Source organism: Limosilactobacillus reuteri, assembly GCF_034259105.1.
Taxonomy (GTDB): domain Bacteria; phylum Bacillota; class Bacilli; order Lactobacillales; family Lactobacillaceae; genus Limosilactobacillus; species Limosilactobacillus reuteri_G.
Genome location: NZ_CP139478.1, coordinates 197452 through 215636, shown reverse-complemented (window position 1 = coordinate 215636; position 18185 = coordinate 197452). Strand labels below are relative to the sequence as shown.

The following is an 18185-nucleotide window of genomic DNA, read 5'->3' as shown; positions in this document are numbered from 1 at the left end:
TCGACAACTTAATCACATTGAATTGACTGGAGCGTCTTGGACATATTCATAAGTCCGAGTTGTTCCAGTTTTCTATTAGTTAGAGAATAGCTCAAGGTCTTACTATGTGCAGTTCGCCAGTAGCCCTTTCGGGTACTAGCGAAGACATATGCATCACGCTGGGACATCCCCAACTTCTGTAAGTTAGTTACCTTAGTTTTAAACTTTTTCCATTGCTTCCAAATATACTGCCTTATTCGGACCCTCAACCACTTGTCAAGGCGTTGAATAAAGTTAGTTAGTTTCCCAATTGAGTAGTACTGAAGCCACCCACGCATTTTTCGATGAATTTCTTCAAACATTCTTGTCAGAGATATTCCACGATTACGTTTAGTTAATAACTTCAGTGCTTTCTTTACTCGTTGTTGCGATTGTTTAGCTGGACGGGCGTAGGCCCCATTGTGGTCTACACCCAACGAAAAGCCAAGAAACTTCAACCGTAGCGGGCTACCGACTTTGGTTTTATCTGGGTTCACTTTAACTTTCAAGCGCTTTTCTAGAAACTGGGTAATGCTTCGCATTACTCGTTCTCCGGCTCGTTGACTTTTAACATAGATGTTACAATCATCCGCATAGCGCACAAAGTGGTGACCACGTCTAGTCAACTCTTCGTCCAACTCATTTAGATAGATGTTCGCCAGTAGTGGTGACAATGGCCCTCCTTGTGGGGTTCCTTTTTCACTCTTAGCGAAAAGCCCATGGTCTAAGACTCCGCTAGTTAGAAACTTACGAATGAGTCTTAGTGTCCATGGGTCATCAATATATTGTTGGAGATACTTAATCATCAAGTCATGATTAACGTTATCAAAATAGGCTTTTAGGTCTAAGTCGACAACTCTTCGATAACCTTGATTATAAAGATCTACTACTTTTGAAATAGCGTCATGGGCCCCACGGTGGGGACGGAAGCCAAAGCTATTATCAGAGAAAATACGCTCAAAGATAGGCGTAAGAATTTGGGCTACAGCTTGTTGAACCATTCGGTCCACCACCGTTGGTATTCCAAGTCTTCTTACTCCACCATTAGGCTTCGGAATTTCTACCCGTTTGACTGGAGCTGGTTTATACTTGCCCTCACGCAAACTAGCGATCAGTTCCGTCTTATTTTCTCTGAGATATGGCAGAAGGTCATTGACTGTCATATCGTCAACGCCTGCTGCTCCTTTATTTCTCTTAACTCGCAAATAAGCCTGATTAAGGTTATTGCGATCCAAGACCAGGTCTTGGATAGTGACACTCATACCTTTACCTTCACCATAACCGGTACTACGCGCCCTTGTGTACTTTCGGTTTTCCAAACCTATCCTCGACAAGCGGTCAGCTTGTTGTTCTGTTTTCTGCGATTGTCGCACCTGATTACACCTCCGATATAAGTTACAAGTTATTGTCGTTCAGTCCTTCATCTGATTATTCAAACTACTATGACCTCGGCTGACTTCTGGCTTACTCAACACTGCATCACTGCACCGCTTGTTTCTGTGGAAATTAAACTTATTCCTCTTGTCGGAAACGTGTAGGCCAGATCTCCCCGGGTAAGAATATTAGCTTTCGTACCATGTCATCGTTAGCTTTACTGAGACCAACTTCGAGTAGTATTGGACTTCAACTTGTCTAGCAGCCTTATCCAGTTAATTCCAGCCTTATAGCTACTTCTTGTTCATCGATGCAGTACTTTGCCTTAGACTTCCTCCAGATTCCACCTCACGGTGGACACCCTTGTCCTCAGCTCATGGTTCCGACTACTACGGCCCATAGCGGACTTTCACCACCTAGCTAATACCCATGCCGGGCGCACTAAAAGAGGATGGAAAATCAGAATTTTTCCATCCTCTTTTATCAATATGCAGAAAATAATTCTCTTAAAAAACTATTACCAACTGGCAACTTATCTCCTAAATCATAATTATCAAGGATTGTTGCCCCAATATCGCTAAAACTTCTGCCACCAAGCGAAATATTTTGTTTAATCTGCGGGGCTGTTATAAGTAAGGGCACATATTCACGAGTATGTTTTTCACCAGGATAAGTAGGATCATTCCCAAAGTTCCCTGTCACAATCAGTAAATCATCAGCTTGCAGTTTATCAATAACTTTTGTAAGTTCGTGGTCAATCCGCATCAATTCCGTTCCAAAACCTTCAGGATTACGCGCTTTACCAAATTGCTCTATCTCTCCCACTTCTGCTATACAAATACCCGTAAACTTTTTATCAATTAGCTCTTGTAGCTGAATAAAACTCTCTTTATTATTCCCAATTATTTCTTTACGAGCCAAATCAAAGAACTGGGTACTTTTTCCGATTAATTTCACCGCATAGTCTTCTTTCAGTAGACAATCAATAACCGTTGAGCTTGATGGAGTTAAAGGAAATTTATAAAGTTCTTGGGGATAAAAATTAGCCGGCTGGTTCCCACTAAAGAGAAGGCCATTCACATTTTCGATAGTATATGGGGAATTATCCAGCATTTTTCGTAAAATCTGACAATCTTCTTTTAATTCGGCAACCGAAATAGTATGTTCATGCGCAATTAACCAAACACTCGAAGAACTAGCCGTCGCTACTAGCAAACCACCTGTTGCCAATTGTTCAAGGCCATAATCTTTCAACGCAGTACGGATATTCATTAAGGAATTGCTTAAAAGAGGGCGCTTTGCTTTTCGCGCAAAATTAGTCGCTATTTCCAACGGTACACCATCAATAAAAACGTCAGGTTCAGCGGTCGTTGCCAAGCCCATCATCTCCCACTGGCTCTCCCGATCACTCAGGCCCGTTGAAATTGAACTCATTTGACCATAAGCAGCGTGAAGATTTTCAAGCGAAGACATTCCCATAATCGGGTGCAAGTTGCCAAGCCCATCATCTCCCACTGGCTCTCCCGATCACTCAGGCCCGTTGAAATTGAACTCATTTGACCATAAGCAGCGTGAAGATTTTCAAGCGAAGACATTCCCATAATCGGGTGCAAGTTGCCAAGACCCATTTTCTGAAAAGTCGGTAGTTGTAGCCGTACTCGAAAATGTTCCCCAAGGTGTCCTAGCGTATCAGCCCCTAAGCTCTCAAACTGATTGGCGTCAGACGTTGCTCCAATACCTAATGAATCAATTATCACTACAAAAATTCGTTGATAAGATTGTCCATTTTGCATTATTTTTCACCAGTTTCCTTAATATTTCTAATTTTTTATTATATCATTGCATAAAAACCCTATAATTAAATTGTAGAAAGCACGAGGACTAAGCGGGGGTATTATGAAAAAACTATCTAATAAGCAAAAATTAATCATCATCCTAGTAATTGCAGCAATCGCAGTCGTGCTCCAATTTGGATTCCATTTACAACTTTTTGCCCAAATTCTAGTTACTGTCGTCGGCGCAATTGTTGCTTTTTCAATGTTTATTGGCATGATAAAAACTATCCGTAGTGGTAAGTATGGCGTTGATCTGCTTGCCATTATGGCTGTCGTCGCAACGCTAGCCGTTAGCGAATATTGGGCAGCGATGGTTATTCTTGTAATGTTAACCGGAGGAGATGCCTTAGAAGATTACGCTGCCAAAAAAGCAAGCACTGAATTAAAAGCATTACTTAATAATTCACCGCAAACGGCGCACTTAATCACCAATGGCAAAACCAGCGACATCCCAGTTAACGATGTCAAAGTTAGCGACCAGCTTATCGTTAAACCCGGAGAATTAGTACCAGTCGATGGAATCATTAAAAGTGGCGAAGGTTTATTTGATGAGTCTTCATTAACTGGTGAATCACGGCCAGTTTACAAAACAGCCGGTGATGAAGTGATGTCTGGATCTGTTAATGGTGATAATGCCATTACTTTACAGGTCACCAAGCTAGCCAAAGATAGTCAATATCAGCAACTTGTTAAATTGGTTAAGGAGGCTGAATCAACCCCTGCCCACTTTGTTCGATTAGCCGACCGATACGCTGTTCCATTTACGATTATTGCCATTATTATCTCTTCACTCGCATGGGTGCTTTCTGGCCGTCCCGAACGATTTGCGGAAGTTCTCGTTGTTGCTTCACCATGTCCGTTAATCCTTGCAGCTCCCGTGGCAATGGTTTCTGGAATGAGCCGAGCTTCACGAAATGGAATTGTTGTCAAAACAGGGAGTGTACTGGAAAAACTAGCAGTTGCTAAAACTGGTGCATTTGATAAAACAGGAACTATTACAAGTGGTCAATTGACCGTTGATAAAATCCTCCCTACAGAAAAAATCGACTCAACTCAGCTCCTCCATTACGCCGCAAGCGCTGAACAACAATCATCACATATCTTAGCACGCTCACTGTTTTCTTACGCCACTGCATATAATATCTCCTTATCACCTGTCGATCAACTTACAGAAATAACCGGTAAGGGCATTTTAGCAACTGTTGATGGACGGGAAGTTAAAGTAGGAAAATTAAAATTCGTATCACCAGAAAATCTTAACCAGATGTTAGCATCAACAGCTATCTATGTGAGCGTCGATGGGCAATACTATGGTGCAATTACTTTTACCGACCATATTCGTCCTGAAGCAAAGCAAACAATGAACCGGTTAAAACAGCTTGGTGTTACCAATCTATTAATGTTAACGGGAGACCAAGCTGTTATTGCAGATAAAGTTGCCCAACAAGTAGGGATCACCCAAGTTAAAGCCGATCTTCTTCCACAAGATAAAATCAATGCACTTAAAGCCATTCCAACAAATGAACATCCTGTTTTCATGGTTGGCGACGGCGTAAATGACGCACCTTCTCTTGTGACAGCTGATGTTGGAATTGCGATGGGAGCTCACGGATCAACTGCTGCTAGTGAATCAGCTGCCGTTGTTATCCTAAAAGATGACCTTTCGCGAGTGGCAAAAGCCGTTAGCATTTCTCAGGAAACTCTGCGGATTGCAAAACAGGCGGTCCTAATCGGAATTGCAATCTGTACTATCCTAATGCTTATTGCTAGTACCGGAATTATTCCAGCCTTTTTCGGCGTCATGTTACAGGAGATAATTGATACTGTCTCTATCCTCTGGGCACTAAAAGCGCGGAAAATGACAGACTAAATAGAATAGCGAGGCTGAGAGAAACGCACTTCTTTCAGTCTCACTATTTTTATTTATTATTGGCATATAATTTTTGAACTGCTTGCACATCATCTGGTTGAATCGTATAGAATGATCCAGCAGGCTGCATTACTGAAACAGCATTGGTATGATCAAGTCCAATTGCGTGACCTAGTTCGTGTTCGGCTGTATTAGCAATTCGTTCCTGACTATAGCCATAACTTGGGTCAGTTAAATAATATGTATTTAAGTACACCGTTGCATGCATAAATCTTCTTGTCAACGAATTCGAGGATGTCTTCGTTAATCCAGCAGCATTTGAATCAGAGCGGTTCATCGTCGTTACAACAATATCCGCTTTACTTTGATTGTTTACTGGTTTAAATGTAAATGCCCCCGTTTGATTCCAGTTTTGGATTGCGGTATTAGTAGCTGCGTCAAGTTGAGCATTATTTGTATTTACATAGACCGTTGCTTGATTAGTCGCCCATCGCCCAGTAGATGGAATTGAAGTTTGTGTACTTGTTTGTTGTTCTGTCGTTGATCCTTGTTCGTTTTTGGAAGAACCATTATTTGCATCGTTTAAGTGCAGATTAGAATTATCGTTTGAGCTTGTATCGTCTCTGCCAATTAACTTAGCAATGCGATCTCGAACGTTCCATGCAGTTTGGTTCGCCGTTGCTTGAACCCGTGCATCGTTGAAATAAAGCCATCCTCCACCTACTAAAAGTCCTATTATAAATATCCGCTTAAGCAGTCGAAAAATGAAATTTATCTCGTTCACCTTCTTTCAATTGTTACTAATTATAAAAAGTCAATCGGGATAAATCATGAACTAAATTTTAAATTTTGGTAACGATCAGTGACAATTTAATTCACGTTCTAAATCACGAGCATAAAATTTCAAAATTTGTTCAATCGCTATCACATCATTTTGGGCTTGATGGTATTTAACCCGGGGAAGGTGCAACAAGCGACACATCTTTTCCAGGCTGATCCCATTTTTACTTTTCCATACTTCTTTAGCGACTAGCTTTTCCAGATCTAATGACTGAATCGTACGCCAGGGACGGTCCTCTTTCCTAATCTTTAATCGATTTGCTTCATAATTCAATGATTCAAAGTCAGTTCCATTATCCCAACTCACAATATAGTCAGGCCGCTCTACCACAATGAAATGAAAAATCCGGTTAAAAATCTGTCTAACCTCATATCCGTTTACTTCTGAAAGACGGAGGTCATATTGTCGCAAAAAGGCCAATTGTCGCTCAGCAGACATATTCTGGGCATAGAGGTAGTAATTAAAGCTGTTTTGTGTTTCAAACATCTTCCCCGCAATCTGAGCAACGCCATTTCGATGATTCTGCTGATCTTGAAAAAACTTAAGGTCCAAAATAAGGAATCGCGCTTGACTATTTAATCGTTGACGTAATTGATCAAAGTTTTTAATGGCCGGCGCTTTCTGGTCCTCTTTATTCTTCTCAGCTGGCAACGACTGTAAAATCATCTCCGTCACCGGCGCAAAAGAACTAAAGCGAACTACCGACATCCCATCTTTTGCCATCTCTACTCCCCCTAAACATATGTTCGATTAATTATATCATAGAGTTGAGAGTTAGCATATAAAAAATAGGACTGGAGAAAATTTTGTTTTCTCGCAATCCTATTTTTCCTAGTGTAAACATGTGATAAAAGTGATTAAGCCAAAGATAATACCAGGGAAATTTGCCCAGAAGACTGGCCAATCACGTTGCTGCTTGAAGTAAGCATAAATGCACCATAACGTACAGTTAAGCGCTGCCACTAATGGTTGTAAAGGAGCGCCATAATTTCCGGCCAAATTATTCTTAATCTGTGAAATGTAAGATACATACATCAAAATAGCTACAACTGTTGCAACCTTGCTTAAGATGTCGATAAACTTGGTCTCTTGAATAACTTGCTTCTTTTCATTTGCTTTTTGGGAGTGTTCTACTAAGTGTGCAGCTTTCATTATAATCTCTCTTCAATCAAAACTTTTTATAAATTAGTAAAACGTTTTATTTCGATGAAACACCACCTATGATCAATAATATACAATGTTCATCTAATGCGTTTTTCTTTAATATACAAGTTCTGACTGCAGTTGGGACTAATATATTTACGATATCATCCTAACATTTTGTTCAATACAATATAAACTGTACAATTGTCTTATTTAAGCGTTTTAAGTGACAAAGCATTTATTCTTAGTATAATTTGAAGGTACATAAAATAATTTCAACTTTGGAGGCTTTTTAATGGAAACAGTCAAAAATATTATTATCGGATTTGGCAAGGGCGGAAAAACACTCGCAAAGTTTCTCGCTCAACACGGAGAACAAGTTCTTGTTATTGAAAAATCGAAGCAAATGTATGGAGGAACCTGCATTAACATTGCCTGTCTCCCCTCCAAACGGCTAATTATTGAAGCTGCTCATGGAACCTCATTTGAGGACGCGGTCGATGGGAAAAATGTGATGACTTCCCAACTCCGCCAAAAAAATTATCAAATGTTAGCAAGTGAAGATAATATCACTGTCTTAGATGGAACTGCTCATTTTACTGGTAACCACACGATTGATGTGCAAACGCCAGATGGGCAAACTCTTTCCTACAAGGGTGACCGTATTTTTATCAATACTGGCGCAACACCAACCATCCCTGATATTCCTGGATTGAAGAATAGTCCATTTCTCATGAATTCTACCCAAGCAATGGAGCAGCCTAAGTTACCGCGTGAACTCGTGATTATCGGTGGCGGTTATATTGGCCTTGAATTCGCAAATATGTTCACTTCCTTTGGCTCACACGTCACGGTTCTTGATCACCATCAGACTTTACTACCACGTGAAGATGATGATGTAGCAGAAATGGTAATTCAAAACTTTAAGGATAACGGGGTTCGCTTTGAAGTTGGGGTTGATATTAAAGCAATTAGCGAACAAGATGAGCAAGCTGCGATCACTTTTGCTAAAGCGGATAATCGTGAAACAACCATTTTCGCTGATAAAATTTTAGTGGCAACCGGACGGAAACCTGCAACGGCAGACCTTGATTTGCAAAACACAGATATTAAGGTCGCTAAAAACGGAGCGATTGTTGTCGATGACCTCCTCCATACCAGTGTGCCTGATGTGTGGGCAATTGGGGATGTTAAAGGTGGTCCCCAATTTACTTACATCTCACTTGACGACTTCCGAATCATTAAAGATGAATTATTCGGTAATAAGGAACGGCGAGTTAGTGATCGTTTAATTGTTCCTACTAACGTCTTTATCGAACCTTCCCTTGCACAAGTCGGCTTAACGGAAAAAGAGGCGCAAAAACAAGGGAAAGATTACCTGCTCTTTAAGATGCCTGCTGCTGCAATTCCAAAAGCAAAAGTATTAAAGGATACCCGTGGACTGCTTAAGGTATTAGTCGATCCACAAACGAACTTAATTATTGGGGCTACCCTTTATGTCCAGGAAGCGCAAGAAATTATCAACATGATTGTTCTTGCAATGCGGGCAAAACTCCCCTATCAAATGCTTCGGGACCAAATCTATACGCACCCAACAATCAGTGAAGCATTCAATGATTTATTTAAACAGCCAGTAAATAACAAATAATAATAAATGGTCGGTGAAAAATTTTAATTTTTCCCGACCATTTTTCTAGTGCGCCCGGCATGGGTATTAGCTAGGTGGTGAAAGTCCGCTATGGGCCGTAGTAGTCGGAACCATGAGCTGAGGACAAGGGTGTCCACCGTGAGGTGGAATCTGAAGGAAGTCTAAGGCAAAGTACTGCATCGATGAACAAGAAGTAGCTATAAGGCTGGAATTAACTGGATAAGGCTGCTAGACAAGTTGAAGTCCAATACTACTCGAAGTTGGTCTCAGTAAAGCTAACGATGACATGGTACGAAAGCTAATATTCTTACCCGGGGAGATCTGGCCTACACGTTTCCGACAAGAGGAATAAGTTTAATTTCCACAGAAACAAGCGGTGCAGTGATGCAGTGTTGAGTAAGCCAGAAGTCAGCCGAGGTCATAGTAGTTTGAATAATCAGATGAAGGACTGAACGACAATAACTTGTAACTTATATCGGAGGTGTAATCAGGTGCGACAATCGCAGAAAACAGAACAACAAGCTGACCGCTTGTCGAGGATAGGTTTGGAAAACCGAAAGTACACAAGGGCGCGTAGTACCGGTTATGGTGAAGGTAAAGGTATGAGTGTCACTATCCAAGACCTGGTCTTGGATCGCAATAACCTTAATCAGGCTTATTTGCGAGTTAAGAGAAATAAAGGAGCAGCAGGCGTTGACGATATGACAGTCAATGACCTTCTGCCATATCTCAGAGAAAATAAGACGGAACTGATCGCTAGTTTGCGTGAGGGCAAGTATAAACCAGCTCCAGTCAAACGGGTAGAAATTCCGAAGCCTAATGGTGGAGTAAGAAGACTTGGAATACCAACGGTGGTGGACCGAATGGTTCAACAAGCTGTAGCCCAAATTCTTACGCCTATCTTTGAGCGTATTTTCTCTGATAATAGCTTTGGCTTCCGTCCCCACCGTGGGGCCCATGACGCTATTTCAAAAGTAGTAGATCTTTATAATCAAGGTTATCGAAGAGTTGTCGACTTAGACCTAAAAGCCTATTTTGATAACGTTAATCATGACTTGATGATTAAGTATCTCCAACAATATATTGATGACCCATGGACACTAAGACTCATTCGTAAGTTTCTAACTAGCGGAGTCTTAGACCATGGGCTTTTCGCTAAGAGTGAAAAAGGAACCCCACAAGGAGGGCCATTGTCACCACTACTGGCGAACATCTATCTAAATGAGTTGGACGAAGAGTTGACTAGACGTGGTCACCACTTTGTGCGCTATGCGGATGATTGTAACATCTATGTTAAAAGTCAACGAGCCGGAGAACGAGTAATGCGAAGCATTACCCAGTTTCTAGAAAAGCGCTTGAAAGTTAAAGTGAACCCAGATAAAACCAAAGTCGGTAGCCCGCTACGGTTGAAGTTTCTTGGCTTTTCGTTGGGTGTAGACCACAATGGGGCCTACGCCCGTCCAGCTAAACAATCGCAACAACGAGTAAAGAAAGCACTGAAGTTATTAACTAAACGTAATCGTGGAATATCTCTGACAAGAATGTTTGAAGAAATTCATCGAAAAATGCGTGGGTGGCTTCAGTACTACTCAATTGGGAAACTAACTAACTTTATTCAACGCCTTGACAAGTGGTTGAGGGTCCGAATAAGGCAGTATATTTGGAAGCAATGGAAAAAGTTTAAAACTAAGGTAACTAACTTACAGAAGTTGGGGATGTCCCAGCGTGATGCATATGTCTTCGCTAGTACCCGAAAGGGCTACTGGCGAACTGCACATAGTAAGACCTTGAGCTATTCTCTAACTAATAGAAAACTGGAACAACTCGGACTTATGAATATGTCCAAGACGCTCCAGTCAATTCAATGTGATTAAGTTGTCGAACCGCCGTATACGGAACCGTACGTACGGTGGTGTGAGAGGTCGATAATTGAACTAATCAATTATCTCCTACTCGATCAGCTTATTATCAAGACGATCAATTAGTTTAGAAATATGATTGTTAAGTTGATCAATCGTGTCTTTTTGTTCATCGATACGTTCTTGTTGCCGCTCAATAGTATCACGTAATTCATCTTTCTTACTTTGTTTACTCTTCTTTTGACTCTTCTTTAAGGACTTTACTAATGCTCCCATTGTATTAACGTCAAATTCATTTAATAAGCCAGCCAATTCATCTAATTTAACATCCCGAACTGAACGCTTATCGCTAGTTTTTACCTTTCCTTTTGCCATAATATCATCTTCTTTCTACTTCTTTAATTACCTAAATTTCAAGAATAAGTTAGCCACTGGACTCAAATAAATAATACTGACCAATTGATTATTGGTTGATGGAGCTGTGATATCTCTTGGTAGAAGGCCTTACGATAGATATCCATTGACGAATGTCCATTAAACATAGCTCGTGGATAGTGATTCATCCAATCATTAGTCGCTATGATCTGAGCACTACTATAGTTATTTATAGCTTCACCTTTGGTAATCTCCTTGCGGAGAAACCGGTTATTGATCTCATTGGATCCACGTTCCCAAGGGGAATACGGATCAGCATAGAAAACATGATCGTGAACTTGTGTTAACTCACTAAATTCTGAACCGTTGTCAGAGGTTATTGTCTTAAAGATGCGATAGTAAGCATCTGTGCCCATTTTCTGGCGTAAATTTATAAAGAACTGATTTACTGCATGCGCAGTTTTACCAGCAATTTTACTCGTGATATTAACTCGTGAAAGGCGATCAGTCATTACTAGTACAACACTGTCATTACCGTTTTTCTGTCCCTGAACTGTATCTAGTTCCCAATGGCCAATTTCGGACCGTTGGTCCGCAGTTTGAGGTCGTTGAGCAATATTAGGCCCTAAGCACCTTTTAGCTTGCGGATGAGTTCGATGATGCTTACGTTTAGGTTTTTCAAAGAGGTCTAAATTGGACGTACGAAGCACACCCTCATTAATCCATTGATATAAAGTTACAACCGACTTTGGGATCAGGGTGCCATCATTCATTAAATCTCGAGCCTTATAAATAACCGCTTGTGGGGAGTAATGGTGGTCGTCAAACTCACCAAGCATTAGCTGATCAGCTAATCGTAAAAATTGCTTTGAAGAATAATATAAGCGACGACGACCAGAATGGCGGTGATGTTCAAGATATGTGGCCTGACCAGCTTCATAACTATAGATGTAGTAAGAATATTCGTAAATCTTACCATTAGATTTTTGACGACGAAGTTGGCGGACCGTACCACGGTTGAGCTCGTTATTAATTGTTTGATGATTAACTCCTAATTGGCGACCAATTGCGCGATTGGAAAGTCCTTGCGACTTTAAAGTCGCAATCATCACACGTTCTTCTTTAGTAAGATGAGCATTCTTTTTATGAGTAGTCAATAAACTAGTAGACATGGTATCATTTAAGTGCGTCATTTGACGGACATCCTTTCATATAGGTTTGGTTCACTTAATATGATACCTGATGTCACGCCGAATGGCGTTTTTTATTTACCACCAACTGGGTGGCTAACTTCATTCTATAATCCACCAAAATAAAAGTAATATGGTTACGTTTACATTGCTAATAGGTTCATCATGGTTGGTGTCAGCGGATGTTCTAAGACTAAATCCATTCCCACTGCCGCTTTTTTCTTTGGACCAACTAATTCTTCTCTTACGGAGTCCGGTTGAATATAAGCAGGACCTAAATAATAAAATTCTTTGCCAACTGCATCGCTCTGTTTTACAAATAAGTGTAACTTTACTTGTGGTTTACCCTCTTTTACTCCCGCAAGCAACCGCTGCACCTCATCAGATGAAAGATGGCGAGGTGTCCGTGTGTACCAGCGCAACGAACGGCCATCTTGGAGTTGATTATTATAGATAGCGTTTCTTTTTTCTTCTGCATCCTTATGGTAGGTAATGAAAATCGGACACACATCTTCTGCCACCCGATACCCATATAACGGAGCACTTACGTCGAGGGGCCAGTTTAATAAGCGACAAACATCTTTTCGATCATATTGCTGATAAAGGGTAAATGCTTGCTTGAGATCATATTGCTTGGCGATTTCAAGGCCCGTTGTTAATACATCGGTAAACAAGCGCTTGAAATCATTGTGACTTTCTAGTCCTGCTCGAATTTTTGAATTTAACTGATATGTTAATAAATCTGGATGGTCAACAATCGGCTGTCCGCCATACTGATCCTTTTTTAACTGTTTACCAGCTTTTACATTAAAGAATTGCAAGCTTAAAATATCATCAACTGATTGTAAAACAGCTGGTGTAACGCGAATATTTTGTTGCTCTAGTTCTGCTTTAAAAGCATCAATTGAACACGTACCGCGAAGTAAGCATTGAAGGAGAATCAATTCATGTGGCCGTTTACCGTTAAGCAGCTCTTTAGTTAAAAAGGCTAGTACTTGACGCTCATAATTAGTTAATTTAAGTTCTATCCCCATTTTTTCTAAAAAGTCACCATAATGGTTGAGTTGGGAATTTTGCGCAAATACTCGGGGATCAACAGAACCATAACGATAAAAGTCATCCAACAATGGTGTTCTCCCTAGTTGGTTAGTTAAATCATGGTATGCTTGCCGCAATTCACGCATCGAGTCCAATTTAACTTTATCAAGGGAGGCTAAAATTTGTTCTTCGGCAACCTTCGTAAAGTTAATGGTTGAAACATCAAAATTCGTTGGTACCTTGACTTCACGGCGCGCTAGATCCTTACTACGACTATTATCCTGATTAAGCGCAAGAGGAATCATGTAGTTATGCTGGTAATTTCCAATAAAATCAATAACTGTCACAAAATCTTTACCAGGATATTGACGCAATCCGCGCCCGAGTTGTTGGGTAAAGACAATTGGTGATTGGGTATTGCGCATCATTACAATCTGATTTACTGATGGAATGTCGACCCCTTCATTAAAAAGATCAACGGTAATGATATACTCAATCTTTCCTGCCTCTAATTGCTCAACTGCCTTTGCTCGCTCTTGACTACTACTTTGATTTGTCAATGCAATCGCAGGATGGTTAGCCGCGTTAAATTGGACTGCTAATTCTTTTGCCTCCGCCTGCCGACTACAAAATACTAATCCACGAGGCTGATCGCCACAATATCCATAATAGTCTAATTGGTTAAGAACATAATTAACCCGTTTCGAAGCAATCAATTGGTTTAACTTAGAAGTCTCAGTAATAACTTCTCCATCAACTTCATAATCAGTAACCCCCACGTAATGGAATGGTGCTAACATTTTAGCAGCCAATGCATCTTTCAGCCGAATTTCATAGGCTAAATGATAATCAAACAGTTTAAAGACGTCTTGATTGTCCATTCGTTCAGGGGTTGCAGTCATCCCCAACCAAAATTGCGGCATAAAGTGGTTTAAAATTCGTTGATAACTAGGTGCTGCTGCACGATGGGCCTCATCGATCAAAATGTAGTCAAATTCGGTAGCTTTGAGCTTATCCAGCACTGCTTGTTGGCTTAGTGTTTGAACAGTTGCAAATAAATATTTAGCATTCCAATCATGTCGATTACCTGTCAGCAATCCATAATCATTTTTCTTTCCGCCGATAACTCGTCGAAAACTAGCTAACGATTTTTTGGCAATTTGTTCTCGATGAACAATATATAAGAAACGGCGCGGCTGATATTTCTTGACCGCAAACGCTCCCAGATATGTTTTTCCGGTTCCCGTTGCTGAAACTACCAGCCCTTTTTTAGCGCCAGTTTTTATCAGATTGCTTAATTGTCCTAAAGCGGCCTGTTGCATTTGATTAGGTTCAATTGGTTTTAATTTTTCCGGTTGCGTCACCCTAGTCTTTGGTGGTTGCCAATTCTTGCGATACTCCGCAATCCACTCTGACGTTAGAACAGTACTCTCATGTTTAACAGCATTCAATTCCGCCGTTAGTTGTTGAAAAAGGCTTCCTTCTTGGTGGGAGCTTAATTTCAAATTCCACTCCTTATTAACTAACAAAGCAGACCGTGTAAAATTAGCACTCCCAATAATTACGGTCTGATATTTCCCATGATCAAATAAATACCCCTTAGTATGAAACCCATTAAGATCAGCAATCTTGACCGTTAAATTAGGAATTTTTTGCAGTTCTTCAAACATCGCGGGGTGATTAAAATTTAAGTAATCACTGGTAATGATCGTCCCTTGTACCCCCCGCTGTGCTAAGTCAGCCATCACTGCCTTAAATGGAACCAACATATCTAACGTAATAAAGGCGACTGACCACGTAAAGTTTTTACATGACAGCAATTCGTGCCGTAACGTTTGCCAAATTGTCGATGATTGGTTATTGGTTAATAATTGCGGACCTAGCAGCGTATTACCTTGATATTGAGTACTAATAAGTCCATTCAAAATTGCGTCTTGCAGCACTGAATTGTCCATGAAATCCACCTTTCTAAAAATCAGCTAAGAAATAAAAGCGAACCACAAATAATACCACAAATAAACCCGATAATCACATCACGGGGAAAATGAACTCCCCCAATCACTCTCGTAATAGCAGAAACAACAGCTAAAGCAAGTAAGGTTATTCCTAAAAGCAAGTTTAGCCTTAACCCACACATCGCAATAACAGTCGCAGAAAAAACATGACGACTAGGCAATGAATCACCAGTTTTTTGCCGTCGAATTAAGGGATTAATCGGAAACTTTTCGTATGGTCGTGGCGCGTCAATCCGTTGGCGAATAAAAGAAAGCAGGATAAAGCCAATACCAGGAATAAGCAGAAAAGGCCCTGCTTTCAAGACATCATTTTTCCCCACCCATACTAATATAGCGATATAGGCAACGTACATAACCCACACAACAAATTTATTAACCACTCGTAATAAAGGAATTGTCCACGGGTGTCGATAAAAAGGAGCTGTAATATGCTGATAGAACTGTAGATAATCTGTTTTCATTATGGCAAATCATTCCCGGTCGCAAGATATAGGTCATACCATTCTTGACTCGGCAACGTAATATCGCTTCCCTTAGCACTGTCAATAATATGAGCTGGTGTCATAGTACCAAGCAACACTTGCATATGCGCGGGGTGCCGTAAAATCCATGCAACGGCAATTGCATTTTTACTTACCTTATATTTTTGCGCAAGAGTTCCTAACATTGCGTTTAGTTCAGGGAATTGATCATTATTAATAAATGTCCCAGCAAATGTACCGTACTGGAAAGGTGACCATGTTTGAATCGTCATCCGTTTCCGACGCGTGTATTCTAATAATCCCCCGTCATGATTGATCGCAGCATCATCAGTCATGTTTGTATGCAAGCCAAAATCAATCATCCCCGTATGCTTTAAACCAAACTGTACCTGGTCAATCAAAAGCCGTTGATTTGTCGCCGCTTGAAGGAGCGCGATTTGCTGCGGGTTAAAATTTGATACTCCAAAATGGCGGACTTTCCCAGATGCTTGAAGTTGGTCAAAGGCTTCTGCTATTTCTGCGGGCTCCATTAAAGGGTCTGGACGATGAATCAAAAATGAATCAAGATAATCAATCCCCATCCGTTGCAAAATTCCATCAACAGCAACGATTAAATGCTTCTTCGACGAATCATACCGTGTTATTTTGTTATCTGCGTTCGCAAAAAGGCCTCCTTTTGACTGAATATAAAAGTCATCACGAGTAAGACTGCTTTTCTTTAACGCTTCACCAAAATGGATTTCTGAAGATCCGCGACCTAACTGTGGGTCATTGCCATAAATATCAGCTGAATCAATAAAATTTATTCCAGCATCGTGGGCGGCTTCTAAGGCATCAATGGCTTTGGGCACTGCTAACGTCCCCATCCGCATAATACCTAATGCAATATTCGATACTTCCCAATTTGTTCCACCAATTTGTACGTTTTTCATAATTAAAGCCCCTTTTTCTTTCTCCACCTTATACCGTTTCTATTTTAAGTTACTTTCTTAGATGTTATCAATTAAAATTCATAAAACAGAGAATAATCGAGTAGGAGATAATTGATTAGTTCAATTATCGACCTCTCACACCACCGTACGTACGGTTCCGTATACGGCGGTTCGACAACTTAATCACATTGAATTGACTGGAGCGTCTTGGACATATTCATAAGTCTGAGTTGTTCCAGTTTTCTATTAGTTAGAGAATAGCTCAAGGTCTTACTATGTGCAGTTCGCCAGTAGCCCTTTCGGGTACTAGCGAAGACATATGCATCACGCTGGGACATCCCCAACTTCTGTAAGTTAGTTACCTTAGTTTTAAACTTTTTCCATTGCTTCCAAATATACTGCCTTATTCGGACCCTCAACCACTTGTCAAGGCGTTGAATAAAGTTAGTTAGTTTCCCAATTGAGTAGTACTGAAGCCACCCACGCATTTTTCGATGAATTTCTTCAAACATTCTTGTCAGAGATATTCCACGATTACGTTTAGTTAATAACTTCAGTGCTTTCTTTACTCGTTGTTGCGATTGCTTAGCTGGACGGGCGTAGGCCCCATTGTGGTCTACACCTAACGAAAAGCCAAGAAACTTCAACCGTAGCGGGCTACCGACTTTGGTTTTATCTGGGTTCACTTTAACTTTCAAGCGCTTTTCTAGAAACTGGGTAATGCTTCGCATTACTCGTTCTCCGGCTCGTTGACTTTTAACATAGATGTTACAATCATCCGCATAGCGCACAAAGTGGTGACCACGTCTAGTCAACTCTTCGTCCAACTCATTTAGATAGATGTTCGCCAGTAGTGGTGACAATGGCCCTCCTTGTGGGGTTCCTTTTTCACTCTTAGCGAAAAGCCCATGGTCTAAGACTCCGCTAGTTAGAAACTTACGAATGAGTCTTAGTGTCCATGGGTCATCAATATATTGTTGGAGATACTTAATCATCAAGTCATGATTAACGTTATCAAAATAGGCTTTTAGGTCTAAGTCGACAACTCTTCGATAACCTTGATTATAAAGATCTACTACTTTTGAAATAGCGTCATGGGCCCCACGGTGGGGACGGAAGCCAAAGCTATTATCAGAGAAAATACGCTCAAAGATAGGCGTAAGAATTTGGGCTACAGCTTGTTGAACCATTCGGTCCACCACCGTTGGTATTCCAAGTCTTCTTACTCCACCATTAGGCTTCGGAATTTCTACCCGTTTGACTGGAGCTGGTTTATACTTGCCCTCACGCAAACTAGCGATCAGTTCCGTCTTATTTTCTCTGAGATATGGCAGAAGGTCATTGACTGTCATATCGTCAACGCCTGCTGCTCCTTTATTTCTCTTAACTCGCAAATAAGCCTGATTAAGGTTATTGCGATCCAAGACCAGGTCTTGGATAGTGACACTCATACCTTTACCTTCACCATAACCGGTACTACGCGCCCTTGTGTACTTTCGGTTTTCCAAACCTATCCTCGACAAGCGGTCAGCTTGTTGTTCTGTTTTCTGCGATTGTCGCACCTG

Annotated in this window: 14 protein-coding genes and 1 pseudogene; 3 read left to right on the top strand and 12 right to left on the bottom strand. The window is 40.7% G+C overall.

Annotation, left to right across the window (positions count from 1 at the left end; translation table 11 throughout):
• Window positions 1–8: 8 nt before the first annotated feature.
• From ltrA (SH603_RS01925) to SH603_RS01915, 3 genes and pseudogenes are all read right to left on the bottom strand, one after another.
• Window positions 9–1391 (bottom strand): group II intron reverse transcriptase/maturase, encoded by a 1383-nt coding sequence (gene ltrA / locus SH603_RS01925; RefSeq protein ID WP_321533896.1) that lies wholly within the window; start codon window positions 1389–1391, stop codon window positions 9–11.
• A gap of 484 nt (window positions 1392–1875) precedes the next feature.
• Window positions 1876–2778: a phosphopentomutase gene (locus SH603_RS01920; RefSeq protein WP_321534016.1), complete on the bottom strand. Its 903-nt coding sequence runs from the start codon at window positions 2776–2778 to the stop codon at window positions 1876–1878.
• A gap of 116 nt (window positions 2779–2894) precedes the next feature.
• Window positions 2895–3185: pseudogene (locus SH603_RS01915) on the bottom strand (phosphopentomutase); the annotation flags it as partial.
• Between the two features lie 103 nt (window positions 3186–3288).
• Between SH603_RS01915 and SH603_RS01910 the strand changes: the two are divergent.
• Window positions 3289–5097 (top strand): heavy metal translocating P-type ATPase, encoded by a 1809-nt coding sequence (locus SH603_RS01910; RefSeq protein ID WP_321534014.1) that lies wholly within the window; start codon window positions 3289–3291, stop codon window positions 5095–5097.
• 49 nt (window positions 5098–5146) lie between these two features.
• Here the strand turns inward: SH603_RS01910 and SH603_RS01905 are convergent, their stop codons facing one another.
• The 3 genes from SH603_RS01905 to SH603_RS01895 all read right to left on the bottom strand — a co-directional run bounded on the left by SH603_RS01905 (window position 5147) and on the right by SH603_RS01895 (window position 7090).
• Window positions 5147–5881 carry a M57 family metalloprotease gene (locus SH603_RS01905; RefSeq protein WP_321534013.1) on the bottom strand — a complete coding sequence of 245 codons (735 nt, stop codon included), beginning with the start codon at window positions 5879–5881 and terminating at the stop codon, window positions 5147–5149.
• 75 nt (window positions 5882–5956) lie between these two features.
• Window positions 5957–6661, bottom strand: a complete 705-nt coding sequence (locus tag SH603_RS01900) for a hypothetical protein (RefSeq protein WP_321534012.1) — start codon at window positions 6659–6661, stop codon at window positions 5957–5959.
• A 108-nt stretch (window positions 6662–6769) separates the two neighbouring features.
• Entirely contained in the window at window positions 6770–7090 is a 321-nt protein-coding gene (locus SH603_RS01895; RefSeq protein WP_003671366.1) for a hypothetical protein, read from the bottom strand.
• A 286-nt stretch (window positions 7091–7376) separates the two neighbouring features.
• Between SH603_RS01895 and SH603_RS01890 the strand changes: the two genes are divergently transcribed.
• Both SH603_RS01890 and ltrA (SH603_RS01885) read left to right on the top strand, forming a co-directional pair.
• Entirely contained in the window at window positions 7377–8729 is a 1353-nt protein-coding gene (locus tag SH603_RS01890; RefSeq protein ID WP_169478269.1) for an FAD-dependent oxidoreductase, read from the top strand.
• Window positions 8730–9220: 491 nt separating this feature from the next.
• Window positions 9221–10603 (top strand): group II intron reverse transcriptase/maturase, encoded by a 1383-nt coding sequence (ltrA, locus tag SH603_RS01885; protein ID WP_321533896.1) that lies wholly within the window; start codon window positions 9221–9223, stop codon window positions 10601–10603.
• A gap of 75 nt (window positions 10604–10678) precedes the next feature.
• Here the strand turns inward: ltrA (SH603_RS01885) and SH603_RS01880 are convergent, their stop codons facing one another.
• From SH603_RS01880 to ltrA (SH603_RS01855), 6 genes are all read right to left on the bottom strand, one after another.
• The gene (locus SH603_RS01880; protein WP_321534011.1) at window positions 10679–10963 is read right to left on the bottom strand and encodes a hypothetical protein; all 285 of its coding nucleotides are present in this window, start codon (window positions 10961–10963) and stop codon (window positions 10679–10681) included.
• A 62-nt stretch (window positions 10964–11025) separates the two neighbouring features.
• Entirely contained in the window at window positions 11026–12156 is a 1131-nt protein-coding gene (locus tag SH603_RS01875; protein WP_013923736.1) for an IS30 family transposase, read from the bottom strand.
• Between the two features lie 140 nt (window positions 12157–12296).
• Window positions 12297–15146 (bottom strand): DUF3427 domain-containing protein, encoded by a 2850-nt coding sequence (locus SH603_RS01870; protein ID WP_169471449.1) that lies wholly within the window; start codon window positions 15144–15146, stop codon window positions 12297–12299.
• Window positions 15147–15166: 20 nt separating this feature from the next.
• A complete protein-coding gene (locus tag SH603_RS01865; RefSeq protein WP_169472840.1) occupies window positions 15167–15667 on the bottom strand; it encodes a phosphatase PAP2 family protein in 501 nt (166 codons plus the stop codon).
• Window positions 15667–16620, bottom strand: coding sequence for an aldo/keto reductase (locus SH603_RS01860; protein WP_135951792.1), 954 nt, complete (start codon window positions 16618–16620; stop codon window positions 15667–15669). Before SH603_RS01860 ends, SH603_RS01865 begins: the two co-directional genes overlap by 1 nt.
• A 179-nt stretch (window positions 16621–16799) precedes the next feature.
• Window positions 16800–18182, bottom strand: a complete 1383-nt coding sequence (gene ltrA, locus SH603_RS01855) for a group II intron reverse transcriptase/maturase (protein ID WP_321534010.1) — start codon at window positions 18180–18182, stop codon at window positions 16800–16802.
• Window positions 18183–18185: the final 3 nt, after the last annotated feature.

What these genes read in the sequence shown, in the direction of transcription:
- SH603_RS01920 (WP_321534016.1), bottom strand. Translation starts at nt 2,778, where the DNA reads ATGATGGGCTTGGCAACGACCGCTGAACCTGACGTTTTTATTGATGGT.
- SH603_RS01910 (WP_321534014.1), top strand. Translation starts at nt 3,289, where the DNA reads ATGAAAAAACTATCTAATAAGCAAAAATTAATCATCATCCTAGTAATT.
- SH603_RS01900 (WP_321534012.1), bottom strand. Translation starts at nt 6,661, where the DNA reads ATGGCAAAAGATGGGATGTCGGTAGTTCGCTTTAGTTCTTTTGCGCCG.
- SH603_RS01895 (WP_003671366.1), bottom strand. Translation starts at nt 7,090, where the DNA reads ATGAAAGCTGCACACTTAGTAGAACACTCCCAAAAAGCAAATGAAAAG.
- SH603_RS01890 (WP_169478269.1), top strand. Translation starts at nt 7,377, where the DNA reads ATGGAAACAGTCAAAAATATTATTATCGGATTTGGCAAGGGCGGAAAA.
- SH603_RS01880 (WP_321534011.1), bottom strand. Translation starts at nt 10,963, where the DNA reads ATGGCAAAAGGAAAGGTAAAAACTAGCGATAAGCGTTCAGTTCGGGAT.
- SH603_RS01875 (WP_013923736.1), bottom strand. Translation starts at nt 12,156, where the DNA reads ATGACGCACTTAAATGATACCATGTCTACTAGTTTATTGACTACTCAT.
- SH603_RS01870 (WP_169471449.1), bottom strand. Translation starts at nt 15,146, where the DNA reads ATGGACAATTCAGTGCTGCAAGACGCAATTTTGAATGGACTTATTAGT.
- SH603_RS01865 (WP_169472840.1), bottom strand. Translation starts at nt 15,667, where the DNA reads ATGAAAACAGATTATCTACAGTTCTATCAGCATATTACAGCTCCTTTT.
- SH603_RS01860 (WP_135951792.1), bottom strand. Translation starts at nt 16,620, where the DNA reads ATGAAAAACGTACAAATTGGTGGAACAAATTGGGAAGTATCGAATATT.